The 16,062-nt window shown below is 70.8% G+C and carries 8 protein-coding genes; 6 read left to right on the top strand and 2 right to left on the bottom strand.

Translation table 11 applies throughout. The annotated features are described in order from the left end of the window. Positions 1–72 precede the first annotated feature (72 nt). Complete coding sequence (pglX, locus tag ACIOHC_RS04620) at positions 73–3,816, top strand: BREX-2 system adenine-specific DNA-methyltransferase PglX (protein WP_401841410.1); 3,744 nt, start codon at positions 73–75, stop codon at positions 3,814–3,816. Between the two features lie 50 nt (positions 3,817–3,866). On the opposite strand, the gene ACIOHC_RS04615 is transcribed toward pglX, so the two are convergent. Together ACIOHC_RS04615 and ACIOHC_RS04610 are read right to left on the bottom strand one after the other, a co-directional pair. After that, the gene (locus ACIOHC_RS04615) at positions 3,867–4,058 is read right to left on the bottom strand and encodes a DUF397 domain-containing protein (RefSeq protein WP_401841407.1); all 192 of its coding nucleotides are present in this window, start codon (positions 4,056–4,058) and stop codon (positions 3,867–3,869) included. Next, complete coding sequence (locus tag ACIOHC_RS04610; protein WP_401841406.1) at positions 4,055–4,942, bottom strand: helix-turn-helix domain-containing protein; 888 nt, start codon at positions 4,940–4,942, stop codon at positions 4,055–4,057. Before ACIOHC_RS04610 ends, ACIOHC_RS04615 begins: the two co-directional genes overlap by 4 nt. Before the next feature lie 122 nt (positions 4,943–5,064). Here ACIOHC_RS04610 and ACIOHC_RS04605 point away from each other — a divergent pair, with 122 nt between their 5' ends. The 5 genes from ACIOHC_RS04605 (at position 5,065) to ACIOHC_RS04585 (ending at position 15,945) form a co-directional block, all read left to right on the top strand. Next, the gene (locus ACIOHC_RS04605) at positions 5,065–5,520 is read left to right on the top strand and encodes an ATP-binding protein (RefSeq protein ID WP_401841404.1); all 456 of its coding nucleotides are present in this window, start codon (positions 5,065–5,067) and stop codon (positions 5,518–5,520) included. A gap of 174 nt (positions 5,521–5,694) precedes the next feature. Beyond that, the gene (locus tag ACIOHC_RS04600) at positions 5,695–9,669 is read left to right on the top strand and encodes a PglY protein (RefSeq protein WP_401841401.1); all 3,975 of its coding nucleotides are present in this window, start codon (positions 5,695–5,697) and stop codon (positions 9,667–9,669) included. Further along, positions 9,669–12,497, top strand: coding sequence for a BREX-2 system phosphatase PglZ (gene pglZ, locus ACIOHC_RS04595; protein ID WP_401841399.1), 2,829 nt, complete (start codon positions 9,669–9,671; stop codon positions 12,495–12,497). Before ACIOHC_RS04600 ends, pglZ begins: the two co-directional genes overlap by 1 nt. After that, the gene (gene brxD, locus ACIOHC_RS04590) at positions 12,494–13,825 is read left to right on the top strand and encodes a BREX system ATP-binding protein BrxD (RefSeq protein ID WP_401841396.1); all 1,332 of its coding nucleotides are present in this window, start codon (positions 12,494–12,496) and stop codon (positions 13,823–13,825) included. Before pglZ ends, brxD begins: the two co-directional genes overlap by 4 nt. After that, entirely contained in the window at positions 13,822–15,945 is a 2,124-nt protein-coding gene (locus ACIOHC_RS04585) for a DEAD/DEAH box helicase (protein ID WP_401841394.1), read from the top strand. The genes brxD and ACIOHC_RS04585 overlap by 4 nt, the downstream gene beginning before the upstream one ends. Positions 15,946–16,062 lie beyond the last annotated feature (117 nt).

Raw genomic sequence — 16,062 nt, 5'->3', positions numbered from 1 at the left:
GCAGGATGGGAGGTCCGGTCCGCGGCTGCCGCGGTGGGGCGCTGACGCGGTGCAGGGAGAAGGAAGCGAAGAGTGACGGTGACGACTACGGGCACGGACAAGACGACCCTGCTCAAGGACCTGAAGAAGCTGGTCGTCGACCTGGAGGACGATCTGCGGTCGCGCAGCATGTCCGAGGAGGAGTTCCGCACCCGCTTGGACCGTGAGTGGCGCGAGGCGAAGGAGGCCCGGCGCACCGCCCTGTCCTACCCGGCCTGGCGCGACGAGCGCGTCACGCAGGCCGCAGTGGCGTGGGTGCTGGGCTGTGTCTTCGTCCGCTTCTGTGAGGACAACGGCCTGATCGACGAACCGTTCCTCGCCGGCCCCGGCGAACGCCTCGCCGAAGCGGAGGCCCGGCACGAGGCCCACTTCCGCACCTACCCGCACCACAACAACCGCGACTGGCTCATCGAGGCGTTCCGCCACCTGGCGCGCACCAACGAGACGGCCGCCGGCCTCTTCGACGAGCGCCACAACCCGCTGTGGGGCCTGACCCCCGGCTACGAGACGGCGACGGAACTGCTGATGTTCTGGCGCCGTTGGGGCGCAGACGGCGAGATCCGCTACGACTTCACCGACCCCGAATGGGACACCCGCTTCCTCGGCGACCTCTACCAGGACCTGAGTGAGCACGCCCGCAAGACGTACGCGCTGCTCCAGACCCCGGAGTTCGTCGAGGAGTTCATCCTCGACCTGACCCTGGAACCGGCGGTCGCCGACGACGGGCAGGGCTTCGGCCTCAACCCCGCCTGGACCGGCCCCGACGGCCGCGAACGCCGCGGCCTGCGCACCATCGACCCGGCGTGCGGCTCCGGCCACTTCCTGCTGGGCATCTTCCACCGGCTCCTGGACAAGTGGCGCCAGGCGGAACCTGGTACGGACGCCTGGACGCTGGTGCGCCGGGTCCTGGAGTCCGTCCACGGCTGCGACAAGAACCCCTTCGCCGCGAGCATCGCCCGCTTCCGGCTTCTGGTCGCCGCGATGCGCGCGGCGGGCGCCCGGCGACTGGCGGACGCGCCGCCGTTCCCGATTAACGTGGCCGTGGGTGACTCGCTGCTGCATGGCCGGGACGCGGCCGGCATCCAGACCGACCTGGACACGCTGTTCGCGGAGGCGGTTGTGGGTCGCGAGGAGGGGGAGGCGTACGCGTACGCCACGGAGGACGTGTGGGAGTACGCGAAGCGGGTCGACCTGCTGGGGCGGGGGTCGTATCACGTGGTGGTGGGAAACCCGCCGTACATCACGGTGAAGGACAAGCAGGAGAAGGAGAATTACAAGAAGGGCTACGACGCCTGTACTGGCCTCTTCGCCCTGTCTGTGCCGTTTGCGCAGCGCATGTTCGAGCTTGCGGTGAAGGGAGCGGGCGGGCGGCAAGGCGGTGGTGGATTCGTCGGGCAGATCACTGCAAACTCGTTCATGAAGCGTGAGTTCGGCCGTAACCTCATCGAGACAGTCTTCCGGAACAGAGTCGAGCTCTCGCACGTCATTGACACGTCGGGTGCCTACATTCCGGGGCACGGAACTCCCACGGTGATTCTGGTGGGGCGTAACCGTGTGCCCAGCGGTAGCCGGTCCATCCGGGCGGTGCTGGGTGTACGGGGGGAGCCTGAGCAGCCCAAGAACGCTGCTGAAGGGCGGGTTTGGAAGGAGATCGTCACCTACGTCGACCGGCCTGGCAGCGAGAGGGACTGGGTCTCGGTGGCGGACTTCGATCGCCCTCACTTCGCCGAGGCACCTTGGTCGCTGAGTGGTGGCGGCGCCTCTGAAGTGTTCGGTCAGCTTACGGTTGCGGGGTCAGATCTGCTTGGCTCGCGCGTGAAGCTGATCGGACGCACGACGCACTCAGGCGCGGACGAGGCGTACTTCGCCCCGCCCGGTAGCTGGACTAGGCACGGAGTGCCGGAGGGCCGGGTGGTGCCCTTGGTGGAAGGCATCGTCATCCGGGACTGGGACCTGGAACCCGTGACCGAAGCGCTGTTCCCGTATGGGCAGAGCCTGTCCGCGGACCTCTCCGACGCTGCGTCCCAGCGACTGCTGTGGGCACAGCGCAGCATGCTCCGGCTGCGCCGAGAGCCCGGCGGCACCCACGAGGAGATCGGGCTGACCTGGTACGAGTGGAGCCGGTGGCATCCGGAACGTTACTCAGTTCCTCTGGGTGTCGCCTTTCCGTTCGTGGCGACGCACAACCACTTCGTGCTGGACCGGGGCGGAAAGGTGTTCAACCGAACCGCTCCCGTGATCAAGCTGCCCGAGGGGGCCGGGGAGGACGAGCACCTGGAGTTGCTGGGGGTGCTTAATTCGTCGGCGGCTTGTTTCTGGCTGAAGCAAGTCAGCCAGTCCAAAGGGAACGGCGGCATCGGTGGCGGCATCTCGGACGAGTTGTGGGAGCACCGTTTCGAGTTCACCGGCACCAAGCTGCAAGAGTTCCCTCTCCCAGCCAAGCTTCCGCTGCACCTCGGCCGCGTCCTCGACGCCCTGGCACAGAAGCTCGCAAGGTTGGAGCCGTCGGCCGTGGCCGTGACCGTCGTGCCCACGCGGCAATTGCTCGACGAAGCCAAAGCCGAACACGCGAAGATCCGTCGCCGTATGATCGCCATCCAAGAGGAGCTGGACTGGCAGGTCTACGGCCTCTACGGGCTGCTTACCGACCACGAAGTCGCCCGGACTGTGACCCCGTCGACCGACCTCGACATCATCCCCGAGGCCAAGCTCGGCGAGCGCGCCTTCGAGATCTTTCTTGCGCGGAAGGCAGAGGTCGGCGAGATGGAGACCGCCTGGTTCACGCGTCACGGCTCGACCCCCGTTACCGAGATCCCCGCCCACTGGCCGGACTGGTACCGCGAGATTGTTCAGGCACGCATCGACCTCATCACGCGCCGCAAGGACATCGCCCTCATCGAGCGCCCCGAGTGCAAGCGGCGCTGGGCGTCCGAGGCATGGGAGAAGAAGGAACGCGCCGCGCTGCGGAACTGGCTGCTGGACCGCTGCGAGGATGAGGACCTGTGGTTCGAGGTGCGTGATGGGCTGCGGCGCCCTCGGACGCTGACCGTCAACAACCTCGCCGACCGGCTCGGTTCCGACCCCGACTTCGCAGCCGTCGCCGCGCTCTACGCAGCCGACCACTTGAAGAAGCCGGACCTCCCCCTCGCGCAAATTCTCAACGAGGTCATCGCCGATGAGCACGTCCCCTATCTCGCCGCCATGCGCTATAAGGACTCCGGCCTGCGCACCCGCCGCGAGTGGGAGAAGGTCTGGGAGAAGCAGCGCGAGGAGGACCGCACGGGGCAGCGCCTCGACATCGACCCGCCCACGAAGTACAAGTCCTCGGACTTCCTTAGGCTGTCCTACTGGTCCCACCGCGGCAAGCTCGACGTGCCCAAGGAACGGTTCATCTCCTACCCGGAGGCGGGACCGGACAGCGACTCCACGCTGATGCTCGGCTGGGCCGGCTGGAACTACAAGGACCAGGCACTGGCCCTCACCCAGCTCATCGACACGCGGGTCAGGAGCGACGCCTGGGGCGCGGAACGCCTTGTCCCGCTGCTCGCTGGGCTGCGCGAGGTCATGCCGTGGGTGCACCAGTGGTACAGCGCGTACGACGACGAATGGGAGGGCTCACCGGCCGAGGACCTGGAGGCGGAGTTCCAGCGTTACTTGCGCACCCACGGGGTCAGCGAGGCGCAGATGAGGGACTGGCGCCCGGTACGCAAGACCCGTGGGCGGAAGCCTGCGCAGCGCAAGGAGACGCCCGGGCAATCCGCGCCGGCCGACGAGTAGAGCTGGAGGGGAGAGCGGCCCTGCGCTCTCCCCGGCCGTCGGCAGGGTGCTCAGTGATCGTGGCCGGAAGCGTGCGCGGTGAACGCCGACCAGGCGGTGAGGGACACGAGCAGGGGTCGGATCCGGGTGTCCTTGGAGTCCCGTACGTGGACAGCCTGCGGGGTTACGGCCACCTCGACGCAGTTGCCACCGCCGCCGCTGCTGTAGCTGCTCTTGAACCAGACCAGTTTGGTGGTGCTCATAACGCTCCTCGCATCTGCTCCAGCAGGCTCGCGGTGGCCGTTCGGCTGAGAGCCTGCGAGCGCATCTTTCCATAGCGTCGGAGCATCGCACTGACCAATTTCGGGTCGGTGACGAGGGCGCTGGTGTCGTGCGCTTCGACGTATCCCACCCACTTGTTGTCCTGGGTTTCCGCCAGATACTGCGGTCCCTCGAACCCCGAGTGATCTTCCTGACGCAGCGGCATGACCAGGATCTCGACGTTGCGACGACTGCCCTGCTCCAGCAGGTTGTCAATGAGAGCGCGAGTAACCTCACGGCCTCCCATCCTGCGTTCCAGCAGTGCCTCTTCGATCACGAAGGAGAATTCCGTGTTGGGGCGCTCGGCGAGGAGATGCTGCCGTTCCAGACGGGCGGCAACCTGTCGCTCGAACTGCTCCTCGCAGAGGGGTGGCAACCTGCGGTCGAAGATGGCCCGGATGTACGGCTCCGGCTGCAACAAACCGGGGATCGCGCAGGCTTCGTACGCATACAGCGACACCGCCTCCTCCTCGATTCCTGCCCACTGCCGGAACCACGACGCCAGCCCCGCCCTCCGCGTCAGACTCCGCGCCGCAGCAGCCAGCACCTTCGCCGCAGCCGCACCCAGCGCCGACTCGGCACGCTCGGGGAGATCCCCCGGAGGGAACCGCTTGCCCTGCTCGATCTTGGCGACGTAGTGTGCGGAGTACTGCACCCGCTGCGCGAACTCCTCCTGGGTGAGGCGGGCCTCCTCCCGCAGGGCCTTCAGTACGGCCCCGAAGGTCTTGAGGCTGTCGGACAGGTCGTGCTCCCCGTTGGAGCCGCCCGTACCGGCGCCTCCGCCCGTGCCCCCGATGCCGACCCCGCCACCGTTGCCCGTCGCCATGCAGCCCGCCTCCATAGTCACGCACGGTGACCCGCCCAGTCCAGCGGGTGAACCAGTACAGGCGTAGCTGTACCAGCGTCGGTCCTGTTCGGCGGGGTCGCGGCGGCGGGACGGTGAACCCCATGCCGACACAACAACCCCAAGTCGCCGTCACCGTACGTGCGTTCGCCCAGCGCTTCTCCGCGACCCGTCGCGGCGCCCGCCTCGCCCGCAGACTCGCCGCGCATCAGTTCGACGCCTGGGGTGTGCCGCACGGCACCTCCGCCTTCGACGCCGCCGTACTGATCGTTGCGGAGCTGAGCGCCAACGCCGCACTCCACGGACGCGTACCGGGGCGGGACTTCGCGCTGCGCCTGGTCCACGCGTCCGCCGCCGGGCTCCTGCGCGTCGAGGTGTCCGACACCCACCCCGCCCTGCCCGTGCGGCTGCTCCCGCCCGCCGATGCCGACGGAGGCAGGGGACTGCTGCTGGTCGAGGCCCTGGCCTCCCGCTGGGGGGTGGCGGAGCGCACCGGTCCCGGCAAGACCGTGTGGGCGGAGCTGGACCTCCGTCCGGAGGCGGCCGGGCACCCCGGGTAGCCGCGCCGGGCGGTCAGCGCCGCACTCGTCACCCACTGTGAGGCTCCGTCCCGGAAGCGGTTGCGATCTCCCCTCCCGCTGTCGGACCTACCTGGCAAGATGGACGTCGCGCCGAACGCCAGTGGGGGGCGCTGTCCGGGCCGGCCGCCAGCACAGTGAGGGAATGATCGTCTGATGTCGACCACAGAGCTGTTCCTCCGGGATGTCATCGCCATCAAGGAGGACGTCCACGCGGGCGATTTCAAGGTCGACCTCTCCCAGGGCTTCCACGAGGCCGACGAGCGGGTGGCGGAGTACGTCGTCACCGAGCAGTTGCGGAAGGCGTTCCGCAAGGCGCTCGGCATCGTTGCCAAGGCCGTCCGTACGGGCGACTCGCACGCCGCCTACCTGCACGGCTCCTTCGGCGCCGGTAAGAGCCACTTCCTGACCGTGCTGCACGCCGTGCTGAACGGCCATGAGGGGGCGTTGGACAAGCCGGGGCTGAAGGAGGTCGTCGCCGAGCACCGGGACTGGCTGGGCGGCAGCCGGTTCCTGATGGTGCCGTACCACCTGGTCGGGTCGACCGACCTGGACTCGGCGCTGCTCGGCGGGTACGTCCACACCGTGCGGGAGCTGCACCCGGAGGCGCCGACCCCGGCCGTCTACCGGTCGGACGCCCTGCTTGCCGACGCGGCCCGGCAGCGGACGTTCCTCGGTGACGACGACAAGTTCCGCCAGTGGCTCGGCGCCGGGGCGACGGCCACCTCCGGCGGCGCGGGCGAGGACGACGAGGACGACCTGCCGGGCATCGACGGCGGAGCCGACCTGCCGGGTACGGGCAGCTGGAGCACCGCCGAGCTGGACCGTGCCTTCGCCGCGCCGCCCGGCAGCGAGGAGCGGGAGCGGCTGGTGTCGGCGCTGCTGACCGGGCCCATGGCCGCGTACACGCAGGCCGCCCGCGGTGACGCGCAGTCCTTCATCCCGCTGGAGAACGGCCTCAAGGTCGTCTCCCGCCACGCGCAGTCGCTCGGTTACGACGGTGTCGTCCTCTTCCTGGACGAGCTGATCCTGTGGCTCCAGGCACACATGGGCGACCAGGACTTCGTCCGCGACCAGGTGCAGCGGCTGGTCAAGCTGATCGAGTCCGCCGACAGCGGCCGGCCCGTGCCGATCGTCTCCTTCATCTCCCGCCAGCGCGACCTGTCCCAGTTGATCGGCTCCGACGTCGCGGGCGCCGACGTACAGAACCTGGAACAGCAGGTCGACTACCTCGCCGGCCGGATCGACGTCGTGGAGCTGGAGGACAGCAACCTCGTCGAGATCATCAAGCACCGTGTGCTCGCGCCCCGTCCGGGCATGGAGCAGGCGCGCGACGACGCGTTCAAGCTCGTGGAGTCCTCGCGGGACGAGGTGCGGCAGGTGCTGCTCGACGCGCAGGGACGCACCGAGGCGAGCTGGGACGACTTCCGCACCCTGTATCCGCTGTCCCCGGCGCTGCTCAACGTGCTGGTCGACCTGTCCGGTGCACTGCAGCGCGAGCGGACCGGTCTCAAGCTGGTGCAGGAGCTGCTGCGGCGCCACCGCGACGACCTGCGGCTCGGCCAGCTCGTTCCGATCGGCGACCTGTGGGACGTGATCGCCGAGCGGACCGGTGAGGCGTTCACCGCGAAGCTCCGCAAGGAGTCGGAGATCGCGCACCGCTTCCACGCCCGCGTCCGCGAGCACCTGCTGACGAAGTACGGCTCGGCCGACGACAAGCGCTTCCAGACCGACGAGCGCCTGGTCAAGACGCTGCTGCTGGCCTCCCTCGCGCCCAACGTGCCTGCCCTGACCCGGCTCACCGGCGGCCGACTCGCCGCGCTGAACCACGGCACCATCAGGACCCGGGTGGGCGACGCGGGAGCTGTCGCCGTGAAGCGGTTGCAGGAGCTGCAGGCCGAGGGCTTCGACGGCGAGCTGCGCAGCGAGGGTGACCCCGCCGACCCGGTCTTCCACCTGCACCTGTCCGACCTGGACGTCGAGCCGCTGCTGGAAGAGGTGCAGGGCGTCGCCGACCAGGACGGCTACCGCCGCCAGTGGATCAAGGACCAGCTGTGGGCGGCGCTGGGCATTCCCGACGCCCAGGCGTTCGTGTGCGAGCGGACGGTCGTCTGGCGCGGCACCAAGCGCACCGTCGAGTTCGTCTTCGGCAACGTCCGCGACCCGCACCTGCCGGACGCCGAGTTCGCGCCGCAGACCGACGGCAACATCCGCTTCGTCTTTGACTATCCCTTCGACGACCACGGCCGCTCGCCGATGGACGACGTGCAGCGGGTGGAGCGGATGAAGCGCGCTGGGAAGACGGCGCCGACGATCGTCTGGCTGCCGCACTTCCTGTCCGAGCAGAAGGCCCGCAGCCTCGGCCGCCTCCTGAAGATCAACTATCTGCTGGAGCGCGACCGGCTCGACGACCACACCGCGACCCGCCCCGCCGAGGAGCGCATCCAGATCCGCAACCAGCTCAAGGCGTCCCGCGACAGCCTGACCACTCAGCTCGCCGACGCGCTGCTTCAGCTCTACGGCATCAACCGGGCCGAGCCCGGCACCGCCGGCGCCGAGGTCCCCGAGGGCCACCACCTGATTTCCCTCCAACCGGGCTTCACCCGCACCCGGCCCGAACCGGCGGTCGGCTTCGAGGAGAACCTCCTTCTGCTCGCCGACGGGCTGCTCGGCGCCCGCCACCCCAAGCACCCCGACTTCGACCCGCGGCTCACCCGCAAGGCCGTCACCACCCGCGAGCTGAAGACCACGCTCGAATGGATCACCAGGGCGATGGAGGACGGCTCCCGGCGCGTCGTGGTCGACAGCCAGCAGATTCCGGTGGTCCGCCGGATCGTGCACGCCCTCCAGCTCGGCGAGGTCCACGACGGGCCGCTCAACGTCACCACCGACTGGCGCCTGCGCATCAACAAGAAGGCCGCCGAGACCCCCGACGCCGGCCCGGAACTGTCCGTCGACGACATCCGCCGTTGGATCGAGGACCTCGGCTACACCGGCCTCGACCGCCACGTCAGCAACCTGATCATCGCCACGTACGCCCTGCTCGACGACCGTACCTGGGTCTACCAGACCTCGCCGCTGCCCAAGGCGCCGGAGCTGGAGCGGATCGGCCCCGGGTACGGACTGAGGGCCGTGGAACTGCCCACCGAGGACGAGTTCCACACCGCGCTCGGCCGCGCCGGGACGATCTTCGGAAGGACCGTCTCCCGGGTCCTGTTCGCCCGCAACGTCGCCCGGCTCGCCGAAGGCGTGCGCGCGGTCGCGGAGGAACACCGCGTGGCCCTCGGCGAAGTGCGCACCCTCCTGACACAGCACGCCGCCCCCCTCGGGCTGACCGGGCCCGGCGGCGCCGACGCGCCCCGTCTGAAGTCCACCAAGGCCGCCGCCGACCTCGTCGCCCGGCTGCTGCGCACCACCGAACCGGCCGCGTGCGTGCGGGAGCTGGCTGCCGCCGCGTACGACGTGACCGACGAGGAGATCGCGGGCGCCCTGCGGCACGCCCCGGAAGTGGCCGCCGCGCTGCGCGGCACCCAGTGGTCCCTGCTGGAGGACGTACGCCGCGACCTCGCCGTACGACAGGACGGCCTCGGCGAGCGAGCGGCCAGGTTCCTGGACGAGGTGCACCGCACCGCCCGCGAGCACGAGCAGACCGTTTCGCTCGTGCCCGTCCTGGACCGGCTCCCGGACACCGTCATGGCCCTGATGCGCGAGGCCACCCGCCTCGCCCAGCCCGCACAGCCGTCCACTCCGCCCGTGGCTCCGGTCACCCCGGAGCCGACCGCCGAGGACGTCAGCCTCACCGACCACGGCAAGCCCTCCGTCCCCTCGACGCCCGTGCCGGACCGGCCCTCCACGCCGGACGACGCCTCCCGCGGCCAGGGCGGCGCGCAGACCGCCGTCCTGGGACAGGCCGGTCGCAGGCAGACCGTCCACCTCGTCGAGCCCACCCAGCTGGAGGCGACGCTGGCCACCACGGTCGCCGGGATCGATGCCGAGATCCGCGCCTACCTCGCCGCCCACCCCGGCACCCGCATCCAGGTCACCTGGCAGCCGGTCACCGACACCGGGCCCGGGACCGACGGTTCCGCCGGAACCCAGCCGGAACCGGGCGGCGAAGGGACCACCGGCTGATGGCCCCGGCCCTGCCCCGGGTGGGCCGCCGTACCGTCGAGGCCCTGCTCGCCGCGATCGCCAAGGACTTGGGCGAGCGTAGCCTCGTGCTCGTCCACGGCCAGTACGCGCCCGGCTCCCCGCCCCGCTTCACCGTCACCCTGGAGGGCGAGGCGCGGCGCGTCCACGTACGGAACGAAGCCTCCGTCCTCGGCGTCGTCGCCGCCCTGCGTGAGCACCGGAGCGCAGCCGCCTCCTCCGACGTGCTCGTGGTGACGACGGGCCTCGACGACGAGCAACTCGGCTGGGACGTGCGCGGCAGGGCCGTACGGCGCAAGACCCTCACCGTCGAGAACGCCGAGGTCGTCCTCCAGCGCTTCGGCGCCACCGCCCTCGACCCGCGCATGTACCGCGAGCGGTGGCTGCTGGAAGCCCTGGTCGAAGCGGAGCCCGCCGAAGACGGCTGGCCGCGCGTCGGCGGAGTGCTTACCCGGGACGCGGCACTGCGCGCCCTCGCCGCCGAACGACTCGGCCTGCGCGCGGTGCACGCCTCCTCCGGCCAGGACGGCCAGGCCACCCTCGACGCCGACACGCTGCTCGCCTGGTCGCGCACACCCGCCGGACCCCGGCGGTTCGCCGAACTGGGCGCCACCGAGCGCGCCGAACTGAAGAAGTGGCTCGCGGAGATCGCCGGACCGGCCGTTCCCGTCCTGCTGTCCCTCGCCGAGGCCGGACTCGGCCACGACGCCCTGCCGCTCGGACTGCTCGGCGCCGCACTGCGGGACCCCGCCGCCCAGCCCGACACGGTGCTCGCCCTCGGCGGACTGTTCGGGCAGGTCATGCCCCGGCGTTCGGAACTCGCCGTGTTCACCGACGCCGTGGAGGGAACCCTCACCCGCTGGATCGCCGACGCCCGCACCAGCCAGGACGCCCGTCGGCGCGTCACCGCCGTACTGGACCGGGCCGACGGGCTGGCCGACAAGGCGGGCCTCACCCTCGGCCTCACCGCGAGCCGCTTCCTCCCCTCCAGCTTCAGCGCGCAACTGCGCCGGACCGTCGCGGAAGCCCTCCGTTCCCCGGCCGCCGGCCAGGCCACGCTGGCCGACCTGCTCGGCCACGCCCTCGCCGGCCTCCGCCCGGACCACGTCCAGGCCGCCGAGACGGCCGTACGGGTGGCACGCTGGCTCAGCGGCCCCGAGCCCGCCGTCACCGGCGTGGCCGCTGCCGTACGGGCCCACGTCTGCGACTGGGGCTGGGCGGACCGGGCACTCACCGTCCTGTGGGCGGGCGACCCCGACGGCGACCTGGAGACCGGCCGGGACCTGCGGACCCTCTACGAACAGGCACGTGAGCGCAGGCAGCGCCTCGATCGGGAGTTCGCCCCAAAGCTCGCCGCCTGGGCCGCGCACGCCACCGCCCAGCACCCCGACGGCTGCCTCGTCGTCGAGAACGTCCTGGACACCGTCGTACGCCCGCTCACCGGCCGGGCCGCTCCGCTCCTCCTCGTCCTCGACGGCATGAGCAGCGCGGTCGCCGCCCAGCTCGGCGAGGAGGCGGAACGCGATGGCTGGCGCGAGATCGTGCCGCGCCCGGAGGCAGGAGAGATCCCGGCACGGCTCGCCGCCGTCTCGATGCTGCCCTCGATCACCCGCGTCAGCCGTGCCTCACTGCTGACGGGTGAGGCAGCCGATGGCGGCCAGTCGACCGAGACGAGCGGCTTCACCGCCTTCTGGAAGCGGCGGCGCAAGCCGGCGGCCCTCTTCCACAAGGCCGCCATCGGCGGCGAGGCGGGCCACGCGCTCTCGCACGAACTCATGACCGCCCTCGCCTCGGACGCCGTGGTGGGTGTGGTCCTCAACACCATCGACGAGGCACTGGACAACGGCCGACACGGCCGCGGCACCACCTGGTCCCTCGCCGAAGTCACGCACCTGCGCGAACTGCTCGCCGCCGCCCGCAGCTACGGCCGCCCGGTCGTCCTCGTCGCCGACCACGGACACGTCCTGGAGCGCGGCAGCAGCTCCGACACCCCGACGGCCGCCGCAGAGGGTGCTGCGTCCGCCCGTTGGCGCACCGGTGACGCCGCGGGCGAAGGAGAGATCGCTGTCCACGGCCCGCGGGTGCGCGAGGGCGGGGGAGCGGTGATCCTGCCGTGGCGCGAGGACATCCGCTACACCGGACGGCGCGCCGGGTACCACGGCGGAGCCTCCCTGGCCGAAGTCACCGTCCCGGTGCTCGTCCTGCTGCCGGCCGGGGAGGAGGCCCCGAAGGACTGGGTGCCGCTGCCGCGCGAGCTGTCCACGCCGGGCTGGTGGCGGACGCACGTCACGCGTGACGTTCCTGAGTCCGCCGCCATTACCGCTGATCAGCCGGAGGTCTCCTCGCCTGCGCGGCCCCCGGCGCCCTCCGAGCGCGCGCCGGCCGCCGAGGCACGGCCGTCCGCCCGGACGGAAACCGGACCGCCGGTGGCCGAGTCGCTGGGCAGCACGGTGGTGAGCAGCGAGGTGTACGCGGCCCAGAAGGAGTACGTCCGCAAAGCGCCCGAGGCGAAGGTGGTGGCCGCGGTCGTCGACGCGCTCGTCACAGCGGGCGGGACGATGTCCCCGGCCGCGCTCGCCGCGGCGATCTCCGCGACCGGACGGGTCCGCCGCAACATCGAGGGGTTCGTCGCCACGGTGCAGAGGCTGCTGAACGTCGAGGGGTATCCCGTCCTCGGGTTCATCGACGGCGGGCACGCGGTCAAACTCGATGTACCGCTCCTGCGCGAGCAGTTCCTGCCGAAGCCGAAGGACGACGAAGCGGACGGGCAGACGGACGAGCCGGCGAGCCGGGGGGAGGAGAAGGCGTGACCGACCCCGCCTCCGTGAGCGCGGTCCGGCGCCGCGAGGTCATCGACGCCCTGCGGCGCGGCACCGTCCCGCAGTCCGGTCTCGACCTGTTCGCGGTCGGACTGGACCGGTTCGAAGCCGCCCTGGACGACGACCTGGCCACCGTCACCCGTGGCGGTGCCGCCTTCCACGCGGTCCGCGGCGACTACGGCTCCGGCAAGACCTTCTTCGCACGCTGGCTGGCCGAACGCGCCAAACGCGCGGGACTCGCCACCGCCGAGGTGCAGATCTCCGAGACCGAGACACCGCTGCACCGGCTGGAGACCGTCTACCGCCGGCTCACCGAGCGCCTGGCCACCGCCACCCACCAGCCCAGCGCACTGCGCGCGGTCGTCGACTCGTGGTTCTACACCCTGGAGGAGGAGGTCCTCGACGGCTCGGAGATCGACGAGGACGACGAGGAAGCCCTCGCCGAGGCCGTGGACACGCTGATGGAACGCCGGCTCGCCGACGTCGCCCGCACCACGCCCGCGTTCGCAGCCGCCCTGCGCGGCTACCGCCGTGCCGTCACTGCCGGGGACGGCGCCACGGCGGAAGCCCTGATCGCCTGGCTCGGCGGCCAGAAGTCCGTGGCCGCCTCCGCCCGCCGTGCCGCCGGAGTGCGCGGAGACCTCGACCACTTCGCCGCGCTCGGCTTCCTCCAGGGCCTGCTGACCGTGCTGCGTGACTGCGGACACCCGGGGCTGCTCCTCGTACTCGACGAGACGGAGACCCTGCAACGCGTCCGCGGCGACGTCCGGGAAAAGGGCCTCAACGCACTGCGCCAGCTCCTCGACGAGATCGACGCCGGACGCTTCCCCGGTCTCTTCCTCGTCATCACCGGGACCCCCGCGTTCTACGACGGCCAGCAGGGCGTCCAGCGGCTCCCGCCCCTGGCCCAGCGGCTCGCCACCGACTTCACGACCGATGCCCGCTTCGACTCGCCCCGCGCCGTCCAGCTCCGCCTGCCCGGCTTCGACCTGCCGCGACTCGGGGAACTCGGCCGGAAGGTGCGGGACCTCTACCGGGGAGCGGCACGTCATCCCGAGCGTGTCACCGCGCGGGTCGATGACGCCTACGTGGGCGAACTCGCCACCGCCGTCACCGGAGGTCTGGGCGGCAACGTCGGCATCGCCCCCCGCGTCTTCCTGCGCAAGCTCGTCGCCGACGTCCTCGACCGCGTCGACGAGTTCGAGGACTTCGACCCGCGCAAGCACTACCAGCTCACCGTCTCGGCTGGCGAGTTGACGGACACCGAACGCAACGCAGCCGCCGACCGGGCGGACGACATCGAGCTGGAACTGCCGTGACCGCCGCCGACGGCCTGGAACCGGCACTGGTCCACCACATCGTCAACACCCTGGGCTGGAAGGACCTGCGCCCGCTCCAGAAGGCCGCCGTCGCGCCACTCACCGCGGGAGACGACGCCCTGCTGCTGGCCCCGACGGCCGGCGGCAAGACCGAAGCCGCCTGCTTCCCCCTGCTGTCCCGGATGCACGCCCAGGGCTGGTCCGGCACATCGGTGCTGTACGTGTGTCCCCTCAAGGCGCTGCTGAACAACCTGCTGCCGCGCGTGGAGACCTACACCGCCTGGCTCGGCCGGACCGCGGCCCTGTGGCACGGCGACACACCGGCCGGCGCCCGGCGGCGCATCCTCGCGTCCCGGCCCGACGTGCTGCTCACCACCCCCGAGTCACTGGAAGCCATGCTGGTCAGCGTCAACGTCGACCACACGTCCTTCTTCTCCGGCCTGCGGGCCGTGGTCGTCGACGAGGTCCACGCCTTCGCCGGCGATGACCGCGGCTGGCACCTGCTCGCCGTGCTGGAGCGCCTGCAGCGAGTCGTGGGCCGCTCCCTACAGCGCGTCGGTCTCTCCGCGACCGTCGGCAACCCCGAAGCCCTGCTCACCTGGCTCCAGGGATCGGGAGCAGGGCGGCGCCCCGGTCGCGTGGTCGCGCCCCACCTGTCCGAGGCACAGCCGACGCCGACTTCCGTACCACCAGGTGACATCCAGCTCGACTACGTCGGCTCGCTCGACAATGCGGCCACGGTCATCAGCGCCCTCCACCGTGGCGAGAAGCGGCTCGTCTTCTGCGAGTCACGGCGCCTGGTCGAGGAACTGGGCGCCAACCTGCGGGCCAAGGGCGTGACCACGTTCCTCTCGCACGCCTCCCTCTCCCTCGACGAACGCAGACGTGCGGAGACCGCGTTCGCCGAGGCGCGCGACTGCGTCATCATCGCCACGAGCACCCTGGAACTGGGCATCGACGTCGGTGACCTGGACCGAGTCATCCAGATCGACGCCCCCACATCGGTCGCCTCCTTCCTGCAACGCCTAGGGCGCACCGGGCGCCGCCCTGGAACCATCCGCAACTGCCTCTTCCTCACCCTCGACCAGGGTGGACTCCTGGCCGCCGCAGGGCTGTTGCTCCAGTGGTCGCGAGGCTGGGTGGAACCGGTCACCGCGCCGCCCGAGCCCCGGCACATCGTCGCCCAGCAGTTGCTCGCCCTCTGCCTTCAGGAACACCGCGTCGGAGACCGGCTCTGGCAGGAGTGGTGGAACGGTTTGGGACCGTTCGGAGGGCCAGCCGAGCCGATCGTCCGTCATCTGGTCGAGGAGGGATACCTGGACCAGGACGGCGGCATGCTGTTCATCGGCCCCGAAGCCGAACGGCGTTTCGGCCACCGCCACTTCATGAACCTCACCGCCGTCTTCACCGCGCCTCCGCAGTTCACCGTCCTCCAGGGCCGCACCGAGATCGGCCGCACCGACCCCGCCCTGCTCACCGAGCGGGTCGCCGGCCCCCGCAGGCTCCTCCTCGCCGGCCGCAGCTGGCAGGTCACCTACATCGACTGGCGCCGCAAACGCTGCTTCGTCGAGCCGGTCGACGGCGGCGGAAAGGCCAAGTGGAGCGGCACGGGCTTCGGCCAGGGCACCTCCTTCGAGGTCACCCGCGCCGTGCGCGAGGTGCTGCTCGGCACGGATCCGCCCGTCGCCTTGACTCAACGCGCCACCACAACGCTCGAGGAGGCACGTGAGGTCTTCCTGGAAAAGGTCCACCCGGGCGGCACGTTGATCGTGCGGGACGAATCGGGGCAACTTCGCTGGTGGACCTGGGCAGGCCACCGGGCGAACGCGACTCTGGCCGCCACGTTGGAGGGGATCGCGGTGCCAGCCCAGCGCATCAACGATCACTGGATCCGTCTGCGAGAAGACCTCACTCCACCGGTGTGGAAGGAAGTGCTGAGCGAGGCTCCGGACCGGCTCTGCCTTCCCCCTGTCGACGAGCGGGCGGTGCGGGGACTGAAATTCGGGGACGCGTTGCCGCCGCGGCTGGCAGAGGCGACGCTGTCGGCCCGGCTGGCCGACTTGGAGTCCACCGCAACTGTTATCGCTGAACCCGTGCGTTTCGTCTACACAGGTGCGTAGAACCCGGATGGCCGTGCGCGCCCAGTTGGCATTCTTGCTGAGACTGGCATTCGGTGCGGCCTTGTGCGAGGCGGCTCACCAGGGGAAGTGACACGGTCGAGGTCTGTGTTGTCCGAG

This window comes from Streptomyces sp. NPDC088252 (assembly GCF_044740965.1).
Lineage (GTDB): Bacteria > Actinomycetota > Actinomycetes > Streptomycetales > Streptomycetaceae > Streptomyces.
This window is presented reverse-complemented; position numbering and strand designations above follow the sequence as displayed.